The 20,353-nt window shown below is 50.2% G+C and carries 18 protein-coding genes and 1 other RNA gene; 18 read left to right on the top strand and 1 reads right to left on the bottom strand.

The features are described 5' to 3' along the window. Nucleotides 1-13: 13 nt before the first annotated feature. The 15 genes from pyk (at nucleotide 14) to smpB (ending at nucleotide 16,759) form a co-directional block, all read left to right on the top strand. The gene (pyk, locus tag SPSPH_RS15055; RefSeq protein WP_109298188.1) at nucleotides 14-1,771 is read left to right on the top strand and encodes a pyruvate kinase; all 1,758 of its coding nucleotides are present in this window, start codon (nucleotides 14-16) and stop codon (nucleotides 1,769-1,771) included. Between the two features lie 146 nt (nucleotides 1,772-1,917). Next, entirely contained in the window at nucleotides 1,918-2,940 is a 1,023-nt protein-coding gene (locus tag SPSPH_RS15050; protein ID WP_075757415.1) for a sugar-binding transcriptional regulator, read from the top strand. Nucleotides 2,941-3,097: 157 nt separating this feature from the next. Beyond that, nucleotides 3,098-4,105 (top strand): type I glyceraldehyde-3-phosphate dehydrogenase, encoded by a 1,008-nt coding sequence (gene gap / locus SPSPH_RS15045; RefSeq protein WP_075757416.1) that lies wholly within the window; start codon nucleotides 3,098-3,100, stop codon nucleotides 4,103-4,105. A 78-nt stretch (nucleotides 4,106-4,183) separates the two neighbouring features. Further along, on the top strand, nucleotides 4,184-5,371 hold the full coding sequence (locus SPSPH_RS15040) for a phosphoglycerate kinase (protein ID WP_075757417.1): 1,188 nt from the start codon (nucleotides 4,184-4,186) through the stop codon (nucleotides 5,369-5,371). A gap of 16 nt (nucleotides 5,372-5,387) precedes the next feature. Beyond that, entirely contained in the window at nucleotides 5,388-6,149 is a 762-nt protein-coding gene (tpiA, locus tag SPSPH_RS15035) for a triose-phosphate isomerase (RefSeq protein WP_075757418.1), read from the top strand. A gap of 25 nt (nucleotides 6,150-6,174) precedes the next feature. After that, nucleotides 6,175-7,716: a 2,3-bisphosphoglycerate-independent phosphoglycerate mutase gene (gpmI, locus tag SPSPH_RS15030; RefSeq protein WP_075757419.1), complete on the top strand. Its 1,542-nt coding sequence runs from the start codon at nucleotides 6,175-6,177 to the stop codon at nucleotides 7,714-7,716. A 19-nt stretch (nucleotides 7,717-7,735) separates the two neighbouring features. Next, nucleotides 7,736-9,022 (top strand): phosphopyruvate hydratase, encoded by a 1,287-nt coding sequence (gene eno, locus SPSPH_RS15025; RefSeq protein WP_075757420.1) that lies wholly within the window; start codon nucleotides 7,736-7,738, stop codon nucleotides 9,020-9,022. 28 nt (nucleotides 9,023-9,050) lie between these two features. After that, a complete protein-coding gene (locus SPSPH_RS15020) occupies nucleotides 9,051-9,260 on the top strand; it encodes a hypothetical protein (protein WP_075757421.1) in 210 nt (69 codons plus the stop codon). Between the two features lie 221 nt (nucleotides 9,261-9,481). After that, the gene (secG, locus tag SPSPH_RS15015; RefSeq protein ID WP_075757422.1) at nucleotides 9,482-9,712 is read left to right on the top strand and encodes a preprotein translocase subunit SecG; all 231 of its coding nucleotides are present in this window, start codon (nucleotides 9,482-9,484) and stop codon (nucleotides 9,710-9,712) included. An 83-nt stretch (nucleotides 9,713-9,795) separates the two neighbouring features. Next, nucleotides 9,796-11,802: a sodium-translocating pyrophosphatase gene (locus tag SPSPH_RS15010; RefSeq protein WP_075757423.1), complete on the top strand. Its 2,007-nt coding sequence runs from the start codon at nucleotides 9,796-9,798 to the stop codon at nucleotides 11,800-11,802. 190 nt (nucleotides 11,803-11,992) lie between these two features. After that, on the top strand, nucleotides 11,993-12,721 hold the full coding sequence (locus tag SPSPH_RS15005; RefSeq protein WP_075757424.1) for a gamma-glutamyl-gamma-aminobutyrate hydrolase family protein: 729 nt from the start codon (nucleotides 11,993-11,995) through the stop codon (nucleotides 12,719-12,721). Nucleotides 12,722-12,749: 28 nt separating this feature from the next. Next, complete coding sequence (locus tag SPSPH_RS15000; protein ID WP_075757425.1) at nucleotides 12,750-13,484, top strand: alpha/beta hydrolase; 735 nt, start codon at nucleotides 12,750-12,752, stop codon at nucleotides 13,482-13,484. Between the two features lie 49 nt (nucleotides 13,485-13,533). After that, a complete protein-coding gene (locus SPSPH_RS14995; protein WP_075757426.1) occupies nucleotides 13,534-13,929 on the top strand; it encodes a PaaI family thioesterase in 396 nt (131 codons plus the stop codon). Between the two features lies 1 nt (nucleotide 13,930). Beyond that, the gene (rnr, locus tag SPSPH_RS14990; protein ID WP_075757427.1) at nucleotides 13,931-16,207 is read left to right on the top strand and encodes a ribonuclease R; all 2,277 of its coding nucleotides are present in this window, start codon (nucleotides 13,931-13,933) and stop codon (nucleotides 16,205-16,207) included. Nucleotides 16,208-16,288: 81 nt separating this feature from the next. Further along, nucleotides 16,289-16,759: an SsrA-binding protein SmpB gene (gene smpB / locus SPSPH_RS14985; protein WP_075757428.1), complete on the top strand. Its 471-nt coding sequence runs from the start codon at nucleotides 16,289-16,291 to the stop codon at nucleotides 16,757-16,759. A 14-nt stretch (nucleotides 16,760-16,773) separates the two neighbouring features. Here the strand turns inward: smpB and SPSPH_RS14980 are convergent, their stop codons facing one another. Next, on the bottom strand, nucleotides 16,774-17,685 hold the full coding sequence (locus SPSPH_RS14980; RefSeq protein WP_233139168.1) for a DMT family transporter: 912 nt from the start codon (nucleotides 17,683-17,685) through the stop codon (nucleotides 16,774-16,776). 184 nt (nucleotides 17,686-17,869) lie between these two features. Here SPSPH_RS14980 and ssrA point away from each other — a divergent pair. The 3 genes from ssrA to SPSPH_RS14965 all read left to right on the top strand — a co-directional run bounded on the left by ssrA (nucleotide 17,870) and on the right by SPSPH_RS14965 (nucleotide 20,235). After that, nucleotides 17,870-18,215, top strand: a transfer-messenger RNA (tmRNA) gene (gene ssrA / locus SPSPH_RS14975). A gap of 66 nt (nucleotides 18,216-18,281) precedes the next feature. After that, the gene (locus tag SPSPH_RS14970; RefSeq protein WP_158027108.1) at nucleotides 18,282-18,449 is read left to right on the top strand and encodes a hypothetical protein; all 168 of its coding nucleotides are present in this window, start codon (nucleotides 18,282-18,284) and stop codon (nucleotides 18,447-18,449) included. 226 nt (nucleotides 18,450-18,675) lie between these two features. After that, nucleotides 18,676-20,235 carry an ASKHA domain-containing protein gene (locus SPSPH_RS14965; RefSeq protein WP_075757430.1) on the top strand — a complete coding sequence of 520 codons (1,560 nt, stop codon included), beginning with the start codon at nucleotides 18,676-18,678 and terminating at the stop codon, nucleotides 20,233-20,235. The last annotated feature ends 118 nt before the right edge of the window (nucleotides 20,236-20,353 follow it).

Genomic DNA, 20,353 nt, shown 5'->3' with positions numbered 1-20,353 from the left:
TAGGGGGATGCAGATGAAAAAAACAAAGATTATCTGTACAGTCGGGCCAAGCACTGATAAACCCGGTGTGCTGGAAAACCTGCTGCTGGCAGGAATGAATGTCGCCAGATTTAATTTTTCCCATGGTTCTCACGAAGAGCATGCCCGGCGCATCGCTATGGTGCGGGAAGCGGCGCGGGCCACTAAGCTGGCGGTGGCCATTATGCTGGATAATAAAGGGCCGGAAATGCGGCTGGGAAAGTTTGAAGGGGGCAAGACAATCCTGTCACAGGGCCAAACCTTCACCCTGACCACCCGGGATATTGTCGGCAATAATTCGGTGGCGGCAGTCAATCACCCGCATTTTCATGAAGAAATAGCGCCAGGGGATATGATTTTGCTTTCTGACGGACTTATCAGCCTGAAGGTGGAAGCCGTATCCGGGCAGGATATCACGACAACTGTGCAAAACAGCGGACTCATTTCAGACCGCAAGCGGGTGGCTGCACCGGGTGTATATGTCAAATTGCCGTTATTAGCCGACCAGGATGTCGCCGATATTCAATTCGGGATCAAACAAGGCATCGACTTCATTGCCGCTTCTTTTGTGCAGCGGGCCGGTGATATCCTGGCTATCCGCAAGCTGCTGGAAGAGGCCGGTGTGCAAAATGATATTGATATTATCGCTAAAATAGAAAATGCCGAAGGTGTTAAACGGATTGATGAAATTCTTAAGGTAACCGACGGGGTAATGGTAGCCAGAGGTGACTTAGGGGTGGAAATTCCGGTAGAAGAAGTGCCGCTGGTGCAGAAGATGATTATTGAGAAATGCAATAAGGCCGGTAAACCGGTGATAACGGCTACCCAAATGCTGGAATCCATGCTGACAAATCCCCGGCCTACACGGGCGGAAGCCAGTGATGTCGCCAACGCGATCTTAGACGGGTCTGACGCCATCATGCTCAGTGGTGAAACGGCGTCAGGGCAGTATCCGGTGGAAGCGGTGCAAACTATGGCCAAACTGGCTGTACGCATAGAAGCGTCCCTGCCGTATGACCGAATGCTGCTGGCTAAAGGGATTGGCCAGGAAAAAACGACAACCGAGGCCATTAGTCATGCCAGTGTCCAGGTGGCTCACGGTCTGGGAGCGGCAGCCATACTTGCTGCAACCCACACAGGCCATGCCGCCAGAATGGTATCAAAATACCGCCCGAAATCAGCCATTATTGCCGTTACTCCCCGGGAAAATACCTTGCGCCGTTCGCTGCTGTACTGGGGTGTCTACCCGGTATTGGCGCCGGATGCAACCAGCACGGACGAGATGACGGCCAATGCCATCGGCAGCGCGTTAGCGGCCGGCGCAGTCAAAGAAGGTGATCTGGTTGTTGTTACTGCCGGCGTTCCGTCAGGAACCTCGGGAACCACGAATATGATCCGGGTGCATGTTGTCGGCAATATTCTACTTAAAGGGACGGGGATTGGCCGGTTGGCGGCGGCCGGGAAACTGTGCATTGCCCGCTCGGTCAAAGAGCTGAAAGCTAAATTTCAAAAAGGCGATGTTCTGGTACTAAAGGCGGTTGATGAGGAAACCGCGGTGTATGCCGCCCAGGCGGGAGCCATTATTGCCGAAGAGGGCGGGCTTACTTCTCACGCCGCTGTTGTCGGCATTAGCTTTGGCATACCTGTCATTGTCGGTGCCGATGGCGCCACCGAGCGTTTGACTGACGGCATGACGGTTACTGTTGATCCAAAACAAGGCATTGTGTATCAGGGAAAAATTAACGCCAGGTAATTGCAGGAGAAAAAATGCCGGATAATAGATAATCAGGCAGGATTTTCATTATGACTAGCGAACATTATAAAGTGAAATCGATATTTTTTATTCAATATGGGACATGATATGTACATGTGGGACTTACTTTAGCCCGGGGAGCTAGTATGGAAAAAATCATTCAACTGCAGCGCAAATTTGCGCCTGAACTTACACAAATTATTGAAGCAAGATACAATCTCCTGCGCCATATCCAGCATACCCAGCCGGTAGGCCGGCGGGCGCTGGCAACGCTGCTCCATATGGGGGAGCGGGTGGTCAGGGCACAGGTGGATTGGCTGAAAGATGCCGGACTGGTCGAGTTTTCGCCGTTAGGGATGAGTGTAACCGCCGAAGGGCAAGCTATAATGGCCGATTTGGCCGAATACATCCGTCTGCTCAGGGATTTAGTCGGCTTGGAGATTGAACTGAGCCGGCAGCTGAACCTCAGAAAGGTTATCATAATTCCCGGCGACAGCGAGATCGACCGTGCTGTACGGCGCGAACTTGGCCGGGCTACCGCCGGTGTGCTTGGTCAGTATCTGACAGACCAGATGGTGGTGGCTGTAAGCGGCGGCTCCACTATGGCCAAGGTGGCGGAAGCCATTAATTTCAGTTTTCCTGCCACTACCGTTGTTCCCGCCCGGGGCGGCCTGGGGGAAGTGGTCGAATATCAGGCCAATACCATCGCCGCGGTTATGGCCGGCAAGTTAGGCGGGCGCTATCGGATGCTGCATATTCCTGACGGAGTCAATGAAGAAACGCTGGAAGCCATATTGGACGGCGACACGAACCTCAGAGCGGTGGCGGAAATGATCAAACACGCCGACATTCTGGTTCATGGTATCGGTGAAGCCGCCGAGATGGCTGAACGTCGCGGCGTACCGCCGGAAACCTTTGCCAAGATTGAGCGCTGCGGCGCTGTGGGTGAAGCGCTGGGGCAATACTGCGCTTTACCGGGGAAAATTGTGCATGTTACCAGCAGTATCGGTTTACGACTGGATGACCTGGCCGGAATTGGAACCGTAATTGCCGTAGCCGGGGGCAGCGCCAAAGCTAAGGCCATTTTGGCCGTAGTTGGTGCAGGCGGACAAGATGTCCTTGTTACCGACGAGGCGGCGGCTAAGGCCATTCAGTTATTAATAAAGTAGACTTAGCTTCAGGTGGGGTTTTAACCCCAGCTGAAGGTTAGTCGCCCTTATCCAGGGGCTTAGCCGCTCTTGACCCCCACTTATAAAAGATGGGAGTCTTAGAGCGGGTTAGCCATCGGATAAATACTAATCATTAATATTGAGGAGGAGTTCTATTATGACTATTAAAGTAGGTATTAACGGTTTTGGCCGTATTGGCCGGAATGTTTTTCGGGTAGCACTAAATAACCCGCAATTTGAAATTGTGGCGGTAAATGACCTGACAGATGCAAAAACTCTTGCCCATCTTTTGAAATACGATTCGGTTCACGGCACCTTAGCCGGCGACGTTAAGGCTGTTGAAGGCGGTATCGAAGTTAATGGCAAGCTGGTAAAAGTGCTGGCGGAAAGAGATCCGGCAAACCTGCCGTGGAAGGCCATGGGTGTTGATATTGTTGTTGAATCAACAGGCCGTTTCACCGAAAAAGACAAAGCCATGGCTCATATTGAGGCCGGCGCTAAGAAAGTCATTATTTCGGCTCCCGCCAAAAACGAAGATATTACCATCGTTATGGGTGTTAACCAGGACAAATATGATGCCGCTAACCATCACATCATCTCCAATGCTTCCTGCACCACCAACTGCCTGGCACCGTTTGCCAAAGTGCTGCATGAAACCTTCGGCATTAAGTCCGGCTTGATGACTACCGTTCATGCGTATACCAATGACCAAAACATCCTTGACCTGCCGCACAAAGACCTGCGCCGGGCCCGTGCCGCCGGTATGTCCATTATTCCGACAACTACCGGTGCCGCTAAAGCGGTAGCGCTGGTGCTGCCTGAACTCAAAGGCAAGCTGAACGGTTTTGCCCTGCGCGTGCCTACCCCGAACGTATCTATCACCGACCTGGTAGCGCAGCTGGAAAAACCGGCCACCGCTGAAGCCGTCAATGCAGCGTTAAAAACCGCAGCCAATGGTGAACTCAAAGGCATTATGGCGTTTGCTGAAGAAGAGCTTGTTTCCAAAGACTATAACGGCAACCCGCATTCCTCCATTGTAGATGGCCCGTCCACCATGATGGTAGGCGACAATCTGGTAAAAGTAGTATCCTGGTATGACAATGAGTGGGGCTATTCTAACCGGGTCGTCGATCTGATTAACTTCATTATTGGTAAAGGTCTGTAAGTCTTATTATAAAGAAGCAATCTCAAGCATTGGGATTGCTTCTCCTACCTCACCTTACCTAATGCGGGAGGAGTACATATGAATAAAAAAAGTTTGAATGATATCTGGGTATCTGGCAAAAAAGTGCTGGTCCGGGTGGATTATAATGTGCCGATGGATAAAGAGGGCAATATTACTGATGATACCCGTATCCGTGCCACCATTCCCACCCTGGAGTTTTTGCTTTCGAAAAACGCTGCTGTTATTATTATCAGCCACCTGGGACGTCCTAAAGGCAAAGTTGCGCCCGAATTCTCGCTTAAACCGGTGGCGCAAAAGCTGTCCCAGCTGCTCTATGGCCGGGAAGTGCAGTTTGCCGCCGATTGTATCGGCCCAGAGGCCCGCAGCCTGTCAGCCGCGCTTGGCGCAGGCCAGGTGCTCATGCTGGAAAACCTTCGCTTCCATGCCGAGGAAGAGAAAAATGATCCGGAATTTGCCAAACAGCTTGCCGGATTGGCGGACATTCTGGTAAACGATGCCTTTGGGGTATCCCATCGCGCCCATGCCTCGGTGCATGGCATTGCCAAATATATCCCGGCAATATCCGGCTTCCTGATGGATAAAGAACTGTTGTTTCTGGGGCAGGCCGTTACCGACCCGGTACGTCCGTTTGTCGCCATTATCGGCGGGGCCAAGGTTTCCGATAAAATCGGCGTAATCGAAAATCTGCTGCAAAAGGTAGACACCCTGATCATCGGCGGCGGCATGGCCAACACCTTCCTGGCCGCCCAGGGCTACAAATGCGGCAAATCGCTTGTGGAAGCCGATAAGCTGGAATTGGCCAAAAACCTGATAACTATGGCTAAAAGCAAAGGCGTCAGCCTGCTGTTGCCGGAAGATGTGGTGGTTGCCGACAAATTCGCCGCCGACGCCGACCGGAAAACAGTCCCTGTTGATCAAATTCCGGCAGAGTGGATGGCGCTTGACATTGGTCCGGCTACTGCCGCCAAGTTTGCTCAAAGCCTGCAGACGGCCAAGACAGTAGTATGGAATGGCCCTATGGGAGTGTTTGAATTTGACGCTTTTGCCGTAGGTACGGAAGCGGTTGCTAAAGCCGTAGCCGCCTCAGGCGCCAAGAGCATTGTCGGCGGCGGTGACTCGGTAGCCGCGCTGGAAAAACTCAAGCTGGCTGCCCAGATTACGCATATTTCAACAGGCGGCGGTGCGTCGCTGGAGTTCCTGGAAGGTAAGGAACTGCCGGGGATTGCTGCGCTGGCGGATAAATAAAATAAGGAGTGATATGATGCGCAAGCCCATTATTGCCGGTAACTGGAAGATGTATAAAACTGCCGGTGAAGGCGCTCTACTTGTGCGGGAATTAGCGGCTTTGACCAAGACTGTTACCGATGTGGATATGGTGGTGTGTCCGCCGTTTACGGCGCTGGCAGCCGCTGCCGGTGCGGTAGCAGGGACTGCCATTGGTTTGGGCGCTCAAAATATGCACTGGGAGGAAAAAGGCGCCTTTACCGGCGAAATCGCTCCCGGCATGCTGAAAGATATTGGCTGCACCCATGTGATTATTGGTCACTCTGAACGGCGTCAGTACTTTGCTGAAACCGACAAAACCGTAAATCAGAAAACCAAGGCTGCTTTCAAGGCCGGTTTAACTCCCATCGTATGTGTGGGCGAGACGCTGGCTGAGCGGGAAGCCAATGCCACGGAAAAGGTTGTCGGTATTCAGGTTGAGGGCGGCTTGGAAGGTCTCACCGCCGAGCAGGCCGCGAACCTGGTAATTGCCTATGAGCCGGTTTGGGCTATCGGCACCGGGCGTACGGCTTCGGCCGGGGATGCCAATGCGGTATGCGCTTTTATTCGCCGTACGGTAGGCGCGATGTTTGGTCAGACAGTTGCCGACAGTCTGCGTATTCAATATGGCGGCAGCGTCAAACCGGACAATATAGCTGAACTTATGGCCCAACCTGACATTGACGGCGCCCTGGTTGGCGGAGCGAGTCTGGAAGCAGATTCTTTCAGCAAGCTGGTGATGTTTTCGGGGAAAGCCTAGACCTTATGAATAAAGGAGAATAAACGTGGCTAAACTTTCTTCCCCCATTGCGCTGATTATAATGGATGGCTGGGGTATTGGCCGTGTTGATGATGAATACAACGCTATTGCCAAAGCCGGTACCCCGCATATTAAGCTGTTAACCGAAATGTATCCCAATACTGCCCTTGTTTGTTCCGGTGAGGCGGTTGGTTTACCGGAAGGGCAGATGGGCAACTCCGAAGTAGGTCACCTGAATATCGGGGCAGGCCGCGTTGTTTATCAGGAGCTTACCCGTATCAGCAAATCTATCCGGGACGGTGATTTTTTTCATAATCCGGTGTTTGTCAAGGTTTGTGAACAAACCAAAGCTTCGGACGGGACGCTGCATCTCATGGGCCTGCTTTCCGACGGCGGCGTACACAGTCATATCAACCATTTGTACGCCCTGCTGGAATTAGCCAAACGACAGGGGATAACCAAGGTCTATGTTCACGCCTTTCTGGACGGGCGGGATGTGCCCCCCTCCAGTGCTGTTACCTATATTAAAGAGCTGGAAGCCAAGATGGCGGAAATCGGCGTTGGCGCTATTGCCACCATCTCCGGGCGCTACTATGCCATGGACCGGGACCAGCGCTGGGAGCGCACCAGCAAAGAATACCAGGCACTGGTTTATTGCCAGTGCGCCCAGGCTCCCACCGCCGTCGAAGCCGTCGAAGCCTCCTATAAAGCCGGCATAACCGATGAATTTGTAGAACCGACCGTGGTTGCCGGTTGCGGCTATTGCGGGATAAAACCCAGAGACGGCGTCATCTTCTTCAACTTCCGTCCCGACCGGGCCCGCCAACTCAGTCATGCCTTAAAGGATGCCGCGTTTGAAGGATTTGAACGGACCCAGGAGGACCTGCCGCTCTACTTTGTGACAATGACCCAGTATGACGAGACGCTGGCCTTGCCGGTGGCCTTTCCTCCGGCTCACACGGCCAATACCCTGGGCGAAGTATTCAGCCGGGCCGGTTATACTCAACTGCGTATTGCCGAAACGGAAAAATATGCTCATGTTACCTACTTCTTTAATGGCGGCGAGGAACAGCCTTTTGCCGGCGAAGAACGGCTGCTTATTCCTTCACCGAAAGTAGCCACCTATGATTTACAGCCGGAAATGAGCGCACCTGAAGTTACCGACAAGGTAGTTGACGCCATAAAATCCGGTAAATATGACCTTATCATTCTTAACTATGCCAATGGCGATATGGTAGGCCATACCGGTGTGCTGGAGGCCGCGACCAGTGCGGTAACAACGGTTGACCAGTGTGTCGGCCGCGTGGCCGGGGCGATGCGCGAACGGGGCGGGATTACGCTGATTACGGCCGACCACGGCAATGCGGAGGTTATGCGTGATCCGGTAACCGGGGAAGCCTTTACCGCCCACACCACCAACCGGGTGCCCTTTATTCTGGTTTCGGAAGCCCACCGGGGCGCCAGCCTGCGTGAGGGGATCCTGGCCGATATTTCCCCGACGATTTTAGCGCTGGCCGGTATTGCTCAGCCGGCGGAAATGACCGGCAAAAGTCTGTTAGCCAAATAAATATGCAGGAGGAAAACACATGTCTACAACCATTGTTGATGTTTTAGCCAGAGAAATTATGGATTCCCGCGGCAATCCGACCGTAGAAGTCGATGTACTGTTAGAAGACGGCACCATGGGCCGCGCCGCTGTTCCTTCAGGGGCATCCACCGGCGCTTATGAAGCGGTGGAACTGCGTGACGGTGATAAAAGCCGTTATCAGGGAAAAGGCGTACTGAAGGCTGTCGAGAATGTAAACGAAATTATTACTCCGGAAATTATCGGCATGGATGCGCTTGACCAAATCGGTATTGACCAAGCCATGCTGGAACTTGACGGTACACCCAACAAAGCCAAGTTAGGCGCTAACGCCATTCTGGGCGTATCCATGGCGGTAGCTAAAGCAGCGGCAGCCGCTTCCGGGCTTACCCTGTATCAATACCTCGGCGGCGCTAACGCCAAAGAAGTGCCGGTGCCGATGATGAACATCCTCAACGGCGGCAAACATGCCGACAATAATGTCGATGTTCAGGAATTCATGATTTTGCCGGTAGGCGCAGACAGCTTTGCCGAAGCTCTCCGCATGGGTTCGGAAATTTATCACAGTCTCAAAAAAGTGCTTGGCAGCCGCGGTTTAGCTACTGCTGTCGGCGATGAAGGCGGTTTTGCTCCGAATCTGTCTTCCAATGAAGAAGCGCTTAAAGTTATCATTGAGGCGATTGAAGCTGCCGGTTACAAACCGGGTGAACAAATTATGCTGGGACTTGATGTGGCTGCCACGGAAATTTTTAAAGACGGAAATTACCATCTCGAAGGCGAAGGTGTTGTGAAAACTCCGGCTGAAATGGTGGAATACTATAGTCAGTTAGTTGAAAAATATCCGATCATTTCGATTGAAGACGGAATGTCTGAAGACGATTGGGATGGCTGGAAGCTGCTGACAGAACGTTTGGGCGGCAAAGTGCAGCTGGTCGGCGACGATTTATTTGTAACCAATGTCGAGCGCCTGAGCCAGGGAATTGCCACCAGAACCGCTAACTCCATTTTGGTTAAAGTAAATCAAATCGGCACCCTGACCGAAACCTTTGACACTATCGAAATGGCGAAGCGGGCCGGCTACACTTGTGTTATCTCCCACCGTTCGGGTGAAACCGAGGATGCCACTATTGCCGATATTGCCGTAGCCGTTAATGCCGGTCAAATTAAAACCGGTGCTCCGGCCCGTACCGACCGGGTGGCAAAATACAATCAATTGCTCCGGATTGAAGAGCAATTGGGTGATCTTGCTCAGTATCGCGGCCGCAAGGTCTTTTATAACCTAAGATAAGTTCGCGCCGGAAGGAGGTGAACTCATTATGCCGAAGGGATATTTTATTCGATGCAGTGACTGCGGTTATCTGTATGAGTGTGAAGAAGATTTGATGGAGTGCCTGAATAAGCATATCTGCGAGCATTGCGGCAGTTCCAATATGGAAGTCATTCAGCAGCAGGAAGGCCGGTTTGGCTGCACCAGCCGCATGAATACGCATGTCGTTAACGCCGACCTGCATCCCGATTTTCCCTAACCGGTTCTCACCTCCGTTAAGGCGTAAAACAGTATGGAAAGACAGCCGGTACCCCCGGCTGTTTATTTTTGAAAATTTTGGGTAAAATATTGTAGCAAATATGTGAAAAAATCGACTAGATAATTGTCAAGCATCCTGGAGTGTGTTAGAATGTTGTTATGCCTTGGCAACGTGATTTGGCAACAAGAAATAACGGTATCAGTCGTGAGGGGGGTTAAGAAGTGATAACAGGACTGATGATTTTGGAAGGCATACTTTCGATTGCATTAATTGCCGTTGTAGTGTTGCAGTCGGGGAAGAGCGCGGGTTTATCGGGTTCGATTGCCGGGGGAGCCGAATCTATTTTCGGTGGTAAAGGTAAGGGCCTTGATGGAATTCTGGCAAAGGCAACCATTATCCTCGCCACTTTGTTTGGAATAGTAACATTGATTTTGGTTAAATTGATGCAGTAGCGTCACTAACCTCAATGGCTGGATACTATCCGGCATATTGGGGTATTTTTGAGGGGTTTATTTCAAAGGAGGAAAAGTTAACAATGGATTTATTGTACTTTGCGCCGGTGGCAGGTATTGTCGCACTGGCTTTTGCTGCGTATTTGATGGCCAGCGTTTTAAGAGAAAGCCCTGGCAATCAAAAAATGCAGGACATCTCTCAGGCTATTTTTGAAGGTGCTATGGCCTTCCTTAATCGTCAGTACAAAACACTTATTCCGTTTACTATCGTTATTTTCTTAATTCTATTTTACATCGACGGTTACAAATTGGCTGTATCCTTTCTGGTAGGTGCCGTTTGTTCGGCCATTGCCGGTTATGTGGGTATGACCTCAACCACCAAATCCAACGCCCGTACCACCGAAGCGGCCCGTCACAGCCTGAACAAGGCGCTGAGTGTTTCTTTCCGCGCCGGTGCGGTAATGGGTATGTCGGTTGCCGGTTTAGGACTTTTAGGTGTATCCGGTCTATACATAATCTTCAAAGACCCTGTTGTTATTAACAGCTTTGCGTTTGGCGCAAGTGCTATCGCTTTCTTTGCCCGTGTCGGCGGCGGTATCTTTACCAAAGCAGCCGACGTTGGCGCTGACCTGGTCGGTAAGGTAGAAGCAGGCATTCCGGAGGATGATCCCCGTAATCCGGCTGTTATTGCTGACAATGTCGGTGATAATGTTGGCGACACCGCCGGCATGGGTGCCGACCTATTCGAATCCTATGCGGCTACCGCTATTGCCGCTATGCTTATCGGTCAAACTGTGTTCAAAGGCGATATCAATGGTGTACTGTTCCCGCTGGTTATCGGTGCGGCCGGTATTTTTGCATCCATTGTCAGCACCTTCCTGGTTAGAACCAGTGAAGACGGCGACCCTCAGGCGGCCTTAAACAGAGGTATCTGGGGCACCAATATCCTGGTGGCTTTTGCTACCTATGGTTTTGCCAGCATGATGTTCCCGGCTCAGGCTATGGGCATTACGATTGCGGTTATTTGCGGTCTGGCGGTTAACGTACTTGTTGGCGCTATTACCGAATACTATACTTCCAATAACAAGCCTCCCACACAACACATTGCCGATGCTTCCCAAACCGGTCCGGCTACCAACGTTATTGCCGGTATTGCCTGCGGTCTGAGAAGTACCGCACTGCCGATGCTGGTATTTGCCGTTGCTATCTGGGTTGCCTACAGTGCAGCCGGTATCTATGGTATTGCTATGGCAGCCATGGGCATGCTGTGCACAGCAGGCATGGTTGTTGCTGTTGACTCCTTCGGTCCGGTAGCCGATAATGCCGGTGGTATTGCCGAAATGGCTGAACTTGGACCTGAAATCCGTAAAACCACTGACAAGCTGGATGCGGTTGGTAACACCACTGCGGCTATTGCCAAAGGTTTTGCCATTGGCTCGGCGGCGCTTACCGCCCTGGCCTTGTTCACCGCGTTTGGTGAAGAAATAGCTAAAAACCCCAAACTGTCCGGTCTTCTGGTTAATGGCCATCTGGTAATCAACCTGACCGAACCGGCTGTTATTATTGGTATCTTCCTGGGCGCGACCCTGCCGTTCCTGGTGTGTGCTTTTACTATGGAAGCAGTTGGTAAAGCTGCCTTTGAAATGATTGGTGAAGTTCGCCGTCAGTTCCGTGAAATCCCCGGCATTATGGAAGGCACAGGCCGTCCTGACTATGCCAGCTGCGTGGATATCAGCACTAAAGCCGCTATCCGTGAAATGATGCTGCCTGGTCTCTTTGCCGTAGGTTCTCCGATTCTGGTTGGTTTCGTACTTGGCGCGAAAGCGCTGGCAGGCTTCCTGGCCGGTGCTACTGCTGCCGGTGTGCTGCTGGCTCTCTTTATGTCCAACGCCGGCGGCGCCTGGGACAATGCCAAGAAATGGATTGAGACAGGCAAATTAGGCGGTAAAGGTACTCCTGCCCATGCTGCCGCAGTTATCGGCGACACGGTTGGTGACCCGTTCAAAGATACTTCCGGTCCTGCCATGAACCCGCTGATTAAAGTTGCCGGTACTATTTCACTTATTATTGCTCCGCTGCTTTTCTTCTAAAATCTAATGATGAAACGCCAAGCTATTGTAGCTTGGCGTTTTTTTAATCTAAAGGAACTTCTCTCCTAATAACTTGGTTTTCTGCTTACGGGGCGATGCCAAAAGTAAAACCGCTTCTCGCGTTTGTTTTCTTTCTGTGGGAGATAATGGTATAATAGTATAAGTAAAATAGGTGGTGAGGTGAAGCGATATGCGCAAACCGCTGATTGGTATTACTGCCAACCAGTTTGTGACAGAAGGCGGGATCATGGCCGGCACCAAACGGCAATTTGTCAGTGATGCCTATGTCCGGTCGATACTTAGCGCCGGCGGGGTGCCTGTGTTGCTGCCAATTATTACCGAGCAGTCAGCCATTGAGCAACAACTGGCTGCAATGGACGGCCTGCTGCTCACCGGAGGTGGCGATATGCAGCCACAGCTGTTTGGGGAAGAGCCGGTGCCGGCACTGGGTAAAGTCATCCCTGAGCGCGACACGCATGAATTGCTGCTTGTCGCTTTGGCACTGAAGGCAGATAAGCCGGTACTGGGCATTTGCCGGGGCTGCCAGGTGCTGGCCATCGCGTCAGGCGGCACTATTTATCAGCATTTATCGGCAGATGAAGCCACTATTCAGCATGACCAGAATTCTCCTGCCGATTATGCCGGACATACCGTTTTGCTGGAGCCTGGCTGCAAATTAGCCACGATATTAGGGGACAAAGTTATGACCAACAGCTTCCATCATCAGGCCGTCAAGAGCGCTGGCCGCGGGCTTACCGTGAGCGCACGGGCCAAGGATGGAATTATCGAAGCCATTGAGCATGAAACAGCCGCTTTTGCGGTGGGCGTTCAATGGCATCCTGAACTAATGATTGACAGCAATCCGGCCATGCTTGCATTATTTGAAGCGTTTGTCAGTGCGGCCGGCCGGAAATACTAGTAGTAATTGTTCAATGGGGGAGTTTGAATTGGCTATTATGCCAGGATCTGAACCTTTTTTTCTGCCTGGTGGTGAACAGGGTGTACTTTTGGTACATGGTTTTACCGGAGCGCCGTCAGAGATGCGCTTGGCAGGAGAATATTTACATAAGTTAGGCTATACTGTATTAGCGCCCCGGCTGCCGGGGCATGGAACAACGCCCCGGGAAATGGCGAAAACAACCTGGAATCACTGGTATGGCAATGTTGAGGACGGTTATCATTTATTAGCGGGAATATGCAGCAGTGTTTCGGCGGTGGGGTTGTCCATGGGGGGGCTTTTGACCTTGAAACTGGCCAGTGAATATCCGCTGAGGCGGCTGGCAGTTCTTAGTACACCCATCTATATTGCCAACAAGCAACTGCCCCTGCTGCCCTTGTATCGCCTGTTTACCGATTTTGTTCCCAAGAAGCGCAAGCGCCTGCCGGATATTGGCGAAGACTATTCGATTACCTATGAGGTAACGCCACTCAGCAGCTTATCCAGCCTGCTTGCCCTCATAAAAGAGGTTGACGCCTTATTGCCTTCAATCACCGTACCGACACTGGTTGTACAATCAAAGAAAGAACACACGGTTAAGCCCGAGAGTGCGCAGCATATCTATGATAATCTGGGAAGCACCGGAAAAAAACTGGTATGGCTTAATAATTCAGGTCACATTGTGACCCTTGACAGGGAACGTGACACTGTTTTTCAGGAGATTAGTCAATTTTTTACGCTATAAAATTCCAGGTTTACCTGGATAGTATATAGGAAAATGAAGAGGTGTGTTGATGAACAGAAATGATGAATGGTGCTTTGCCTGCGGCCGGGATAATCCCATAGGGCTGAAACTTGACTTCCGTGAAGAAAATGACACATATATATCAACCTTTACTCCCGGTCCGGAGCATCAGGGCTATGGCGGCATTATGCACGGCGGTTTGGTAAGCACGCTGCTGGACGAGATTATGGCGCGCTATTTGTATGCCAAAGGCCTTACCGCCGTTACGGCCAAGCTCGAAGTACGGTTCCGGCATCCCACTCCCATTGGTCAGGAATTACGCATCTGTGGATGGATTACCGGCCAACGGGGAAAAATGTATGAACTAGCCGGTAACATTAGTTTGCCGGACGGAACAGTAACGGCCGAAGGAAAAGCGACGGTTGCCGTAAAAGGAGATGAATAATATGGACTTAGCTGACAGAATACTGGAGTTCATGCGGGAGGAAGCCTATAAACCACTTATGGCCGAGGACTTAGCCGCCGGGATGAATATCCGCGGCAAAGAACTGGAAGAATTTTGGCAGGTATTGGACAAGCTGGAGGCTGCAGCGGCGATCATAAAAACCCGCTATAACAAGTATGGTGTGCCTGAGCGTATGAATCTGGTTGTCGGCAAGTTTTCCGCAACAACCAAGGGTTTTGGCTTTATTTTACCGGAAAACCGGGAACTGGCGGACGTTTTTATTCCCCCTGACGCTATTGGCGGCGCCATGCATGGCGACCGGGTGGTAGCGCGGATGCACCACCGGCATGTGTCCGGCAAAGCAGTAGAAGGCGAGATTATCCGGATTGTTACCCGGGCCAATACTAAGGTCGTGGGCACTTTGGAAGCCAGCCGTAATTTTGGCTTTGTCTTGCCGGATGACCGGCGCATTGGCCGTGATATTTTTATTCCCAAAGAGGAACTTGCCGGCGCTAAAACCGGCTCCAAGGTTGTCGTCGAGATTACCGACTGGCCGCACAAGCAGAAAAGCGCGGCAGGCCGGGTTATCGAAGTGTTAGGCCGGCAGGGCGACCTGGGGATTGAGATACTCTCCATTATCAAAAACAATAATCTGCCGACAGAGTTTCCGCCCGATGTCGAAAAGGCTGCCGCCCGCGTCACCACCACCATTAGTGATGAGGATTTATTAGGCCGCCGCGACCTGAGAGACTTAGGTCTTGTGACCATTGACGGTGACGATGCCAAAGACCTGGACGATGCCGTGTATGTCGAACGCCTTAAAAACGGGAACTATCTGCTGGGTGTGCATATTGCCGATGTCAGTCATTATGTGCGGGAAAATACGCCGCTGGACAATGAAGCCAGACTCAGAGGCACCAGCGTGTATCTGGTTGACAGGGTACTGCCCATGCTGCCGCCGCGGCTGTCGAACGGCATTTGCAGCCTGAATGCCGGGGAAGACCGGCTGACACTGTCGGCCCAAATGGAAATAGACGGGCGGGGTCAGGTAGTCAATCATGAAATATTCCCCAGTGTTATCAGAGTCAAAACCAGACTGACCTACAACATCGTGCGGCAGATTCTGGCCGATCATGACGAAGTGTTACGGGACAAGTATGCCGAGCTGGTCAGTCCTTTAGAGCAGATGGAGCGCCTGTGCCGGATTCTGCGGGACCGCCGCATGCGCCGGGGCGCCATTGATTTTGATTTCCCGGAAATAAAAGTAAAATTAGATGATGAAGGGCATCCGATTGCCATTGAAAAAAGGATTCGCAGTATTGCCGAATCCATTATCGAAGAGTTCATGCTTGTGGCCAATGAAACGGTAGCAGAGCATATGCACTGGCTGGGTGTGCCGTCCATGTTCCGGGTGCATGAAGAACCTGACGAAGAAAAAATGAGCAGACTCAACCTGTTGCTTAATAACTTTGGCCAGCGTTTGCCGAAGACACAGGAAATTGAGCCCATGGCGCTGCAACGGGTACTTAGCAAGATTGCCGGCAGGCCGGAAGAACGTATTATCAGTACTGTTGTGCTGCGGTCCCTGAAGCAGGCCCGCTATGATGCCGAAAACCTGGGGCATTTTGGGCTGGCAGCCACCTATTATACCCACTTTACCTCACCCATCCGGCGTTACCCGGACTTAATTGTTCACCGTCTTATCCGGGAGACCTTTTCCAAAGGGGATATCTCGGCCAAACGGCGGCAAAAACTATCGGTCATGCTGCCGGAGATTGCGCTGCATTCCTCAGAACGCGAGCGGGCTGCCGCAGAAGCCGAGCGGGCAACTGTTGACCTGAAAAAAGTGGAGTACATGGCACAGTTTGTCGGCCAGGAATTTGATGGTATCATTAGCGGTGTTGCCGCCTTCGGCTTTTTTGTTGAGATAGAAAATGGGGTGGAAGGCTTGGTGCGCGTATCCAGCCTGCAGGATGACTATTATCAGTATGTGGAAGAGCAATATGCCTTGATTGGTGAGCGTACCAGTAAAATCTACCGGCTGGGCAATAGTGTCAGGATTACTGTTACCAGAGTCAATCCGGCAGAACGGACCATTGACTATGTCCTTGCCGAATCCGGCAACTTGCTGCAAGCCATTGACAATCAGGTCTCAGACCAAAAACGCAGCACCCCCGGAACAAGGCGCAGCGCTAGCAAAACCCGGACAAGTACGGCAAAAAGGAAAACTGCCTCTACTGCTGCCAAACCGAAAAAGCCCAGGGCGCCGAAAAAGTAGCCAGGCAAAGCAATTGACGTAAGACTGTAAATCGGCTACAATAGGTATGCATATCAGCAGGATTCTAAGAGGTGACAAGCGGTGAGCAAAGAAGCAGGCATAAAAATAGCGGCGGAAAACCGGAAGGCCCGCCACGATTATCATATTCACGAAACCTATGAGGCCGGGATTGCACTTACCGGCACGGAAGTTAAATCACTCCGGGCCGGCAAAGCTAACCTGAAGGATGCCTACGCCCGCATTGATAATGCCGAGGTTATGCTCCACAATATGCATATCAGCCCTTACGATCAGGGCAATCGCTTTAACCATGAACCGCTGCGTACCCGCAAACTATTGATGCACCGGTATGAAATCAATAAATTAATTGGCAAAACCAAAGAAAAAGGCTATACCCTGGTGCCGATCAAATTGTATTTTACCAGAGGCAAAGTTAAGGTAGAACTGGGACTGGCCAGTGGTAAACATACCTATGACAAGCGCCAGGACCTTGCCGAGCGGGATGCTAAACGCGATATGGAGCGAGCGCTGCGGGACCGGCAAAAAGATTAGTTTAAGGCTTATTCTTAGCAGTCATTAGCGCAGCTCATTTCTTTCGGCCGCTTTTCCTTATTTCCGGCCCAAAGCTGCAAAATCAATATACCGAAAAGTATTAGTACGCCGCCGCCTATTTGCTGCGGCGTTACTTTTTCATTAAGCAGTGCCACCGATAACAGCACGGTAATGACAGGTTCCAGGGTACTGATAATGGAAGTGTTAGTAGCGCCCACACGGAGCAATCCGGCAAAGAAGGCGATAATACTGACAATGGTGGGCAGCAGTGCGATGGCGATAATGGACAGCCACCCTTGGGCTGGCAGGTTAAAAATCAGCGTGTTGGTGGCGATACCGCTGAGTACAAATACCAGGGCTGCCGCAATGCAGACATAGGTGGTAGTAACCAGCGGATCGGTATTTTTCAGAACCCTGTTGCCAACAACAATATAAATGGCATAGACTATCGCCGCCCCAAGCCCCAGGATAAAGCCAAACGTATTGATATTATCAAACGATACACCCAGCACAAAAAACAAGCCTGAGAAACAGATGCCCAGTGCCAGGCCTTTTGACCAACTGAACTGTTCATCGCCAATAAAAAAAGATAGTACGCTGACTATCGCGGGATAAGTGTACAGCAGCATGGCGGCCAGTGATGCCGGCAGATATATGACAGCCAAAGCAAAAAGCATTGACATTGCTCCATAACCCAGTCCGCCCAGTAAAAACAGCCGTTTCATCAGGCTTTTTTCTATCGTCAGTGGCGTACCGCGCAATTTTAGAATAAGTGCGAGGCAGATAGAAGCCAGTACAAAGCGTCCGGCAAGGATCGTAATCGTATTCGCCCCTGCAGCGTAAGCGAATTTAATAAAAATGGCTAATGTGGCAAACCCGGCAGCCGATGTTGCCACCAGCAGCATACCGGTATGTTGTTGTTTCAAGCAAAATCACTCCTTATCTTACAATATATTCGGCATTAAGCCCGATGTATCCTGTAGAATAAGTTGACTGGGAAAAGTTTTATTTGGCTAGATTCAATCTTTATGCTATAATAAACTAATGTAATAGGAGAGTATTCTTATTTGCAAAAGACATGACATACCATTCCAGCATACCCATTTATATGGGGGCGTACTGGTTTCGACAGGGGTAGTTATGGTATAGGTAGCGAGCCGGGGTTCCATTTGCCCGTCAAGACGGTGGAAAATAGTAAACGCAAACGAAGAATACGCTTTAGCAGCTTAATGCTAACGTCCTGCCTACGCACTCCCGCGGCCTAGGATAGGGCGTCACTTAGTGGGATACCTGAAGCTCAATTCTCGGAGAGCCGACTGGGAACCTTTATCGAGATAGTGCTTGCGCAGCCTGTCTGTGGGCGGCAAGGGCGCGAAATTTAAATCACCGACTGCGCTCGGAGAAGCCTATGCAGTAATGCCTTTGGACGCGAGTTCGATTCTCGCCGCCTCCACCACAATTTGAATGTCGCCTCCATTTTTGATATTAGGATAATTTATATCAAAGGTGGAGGTTTTGTTTTATGAAAGTAATATGTCATCTGTGTGGTGTGGAATTTGAGAAACCGGATAAAGAAGTGCGAAGGCAACAAAAAGAAGGAAGAGATTATTTCTTTTGCAGCCGTAGTTGTACAGGTATTTATGCTAATAAAATCCGGCATAACACTCCGGATGATGTTTTACGATATTGAGAATATAGCTTTTAGCCATGCGAAATGTAACTATGAGGCAGGAACTAAGACATTTGTAAGCAATTGTAAGAATGAGATAAGGGAAGAAGCAGGTTTGTACATATATTAGGTAGAATTATGAGATGAGTATATCAGGATGCATTACAATACAAATGAAGCAGCTACCGGGGACTATTTGTACGAGCTCTGGTAGTATGTGACATAATAAGCATAAAGAGGAAGAGTTATGAAGAATGTAATTTGTAAAAAAATATACCTTGAATTGAGAACGCCGGGTAACGGAGACTTTGTGGCTGACATTGACAGAATCCTTCAAGCTTTAAAACCGGAGTATGGAGAGGTTCAGATTTCTATTGAAACTATTAAATTATCCTATAAGCTGCTGCGGGATTTTGACTGGAAGCTCACAGTTACCTTAGTACACAAAGGTTTTGCCTGGGAGATTGTAAACCTTGAGCGGGGAAATACTTCAGATAAGAATTTCGCTTATGCAGCTGATCTTGGGAGCACAACGGTTATTATGCAGCTGATCGATCTGAATACTGGAAATATTTTGTGTGAAGAAAGCAGGGTCAATCATCAAGTCCGTTTTGGTGATGACATCCTTAGCCGAATCTTTTACGTTAAAGATAATGATGCTCATTTAAGAGAACTCCAGCAATGTACGCTGTTGAATTTTATTGAACTCATGGAGAAAATTCAAACTGCGACAAGCATTTCTCCGGACAAATGCGGGATATTCATTATCGGCGGCAATACTACCATGATTCATTTTCTGTTGGGGATTGATCCCTGGTTTATTTTCTTTACTCCCTATACGCCAGCTTTTAATCGGAGCGGTTTCTTTGTTGGCCGTGAAATAGGTTTACCCTTTAATGGATTAGTATACTGTTTTCCTTCTGTAGCTAATTATTTAGGTGGCGATATTATCAGCGGGCTGTTGGCGTCCGAGATGTATGCACAAAATGAACTGGCTCTCTATATGGATATTGGAACAAACGGCGAAATGCTTTTGGGCAACAATGAATTTCTGATTTCAGCTGCGGGTGCGGCAGGACCTGCCTTGGAAGGCGGTATCAGCAAGCAGGGAATGCGGGCGAAAGCAGGAGCGGTAGATTCGGTGCAGATTGTTCAAAATCAGTTGAAAATCACTACAATAGACAATGCAAAGCCAGTGGGCATCTGCGGTTCAGGGATTGTTGACCTGCTTGCTGAAATGTTGCTGGAAGGCTGGATTGATTACTCTGGTCGGTTTATTCCCGGCAGATCAGAGAGAATCCTTATGCGGGACGGAGAATATGTCATTGTTTACGCATGGGAGTATGAATCAGCCTCTAATGAAGACTTAGTATTCAGTCAGACGGACATTTTAAGATTTATGGATACAAAAGCAGCAGCAAATACCATGGTAGCGTTTTTACTGGATGCAGTGGGTATTACACCGGATAAGATTCAACGGATATATATGGCCGGAGCCTTTGGAACCTACATCAATATTGAGTCAGGGATAACCATTGGGTTATATCCCGACCTTCCCCGAGAGAGGTTTGTTCAGCTGGGAAACGGCTCTATAAAAGGAGCCTGCAAGTTGTTAGAAAATGCAGATCAATTATTGGTTGTAGAAGATCTAATTAGCAATATAGCCTATCTTTCCTTAGCTGAGGCACCGGATTTTCTGAATAAAATGTCAGCAGCCAACTTTTTGCCCCACACGGATTTTTCATTATATCCCACGGTCATTGAAAAGATCAGAAGCCGTAAACACTTGGAACGTAGTTCCCGTTAACAAACCTTAAACGGTTGCGAGAATGGGTGGATTTGCAAGGTTTTGGATCGCCTCTACCTGATATATAATGGATTTAGAGACTATTATATATCAGGTAGGGAAGAGTTTAAGCTAGAAG

Origin of the sequence: Sporomusa sphaeroides DSM 2875 (assembly GCF_001941975.2) — a bacterium.
Lineage (GTDB): Bacteria > Bacillota > Negativicutes > Sporomusales > Sporomusaceae > Sporomusa > Sporomusa sphaeroides.
This window is presented reverse-complemented; position numbering and strand designations above follow the sequence as displayed.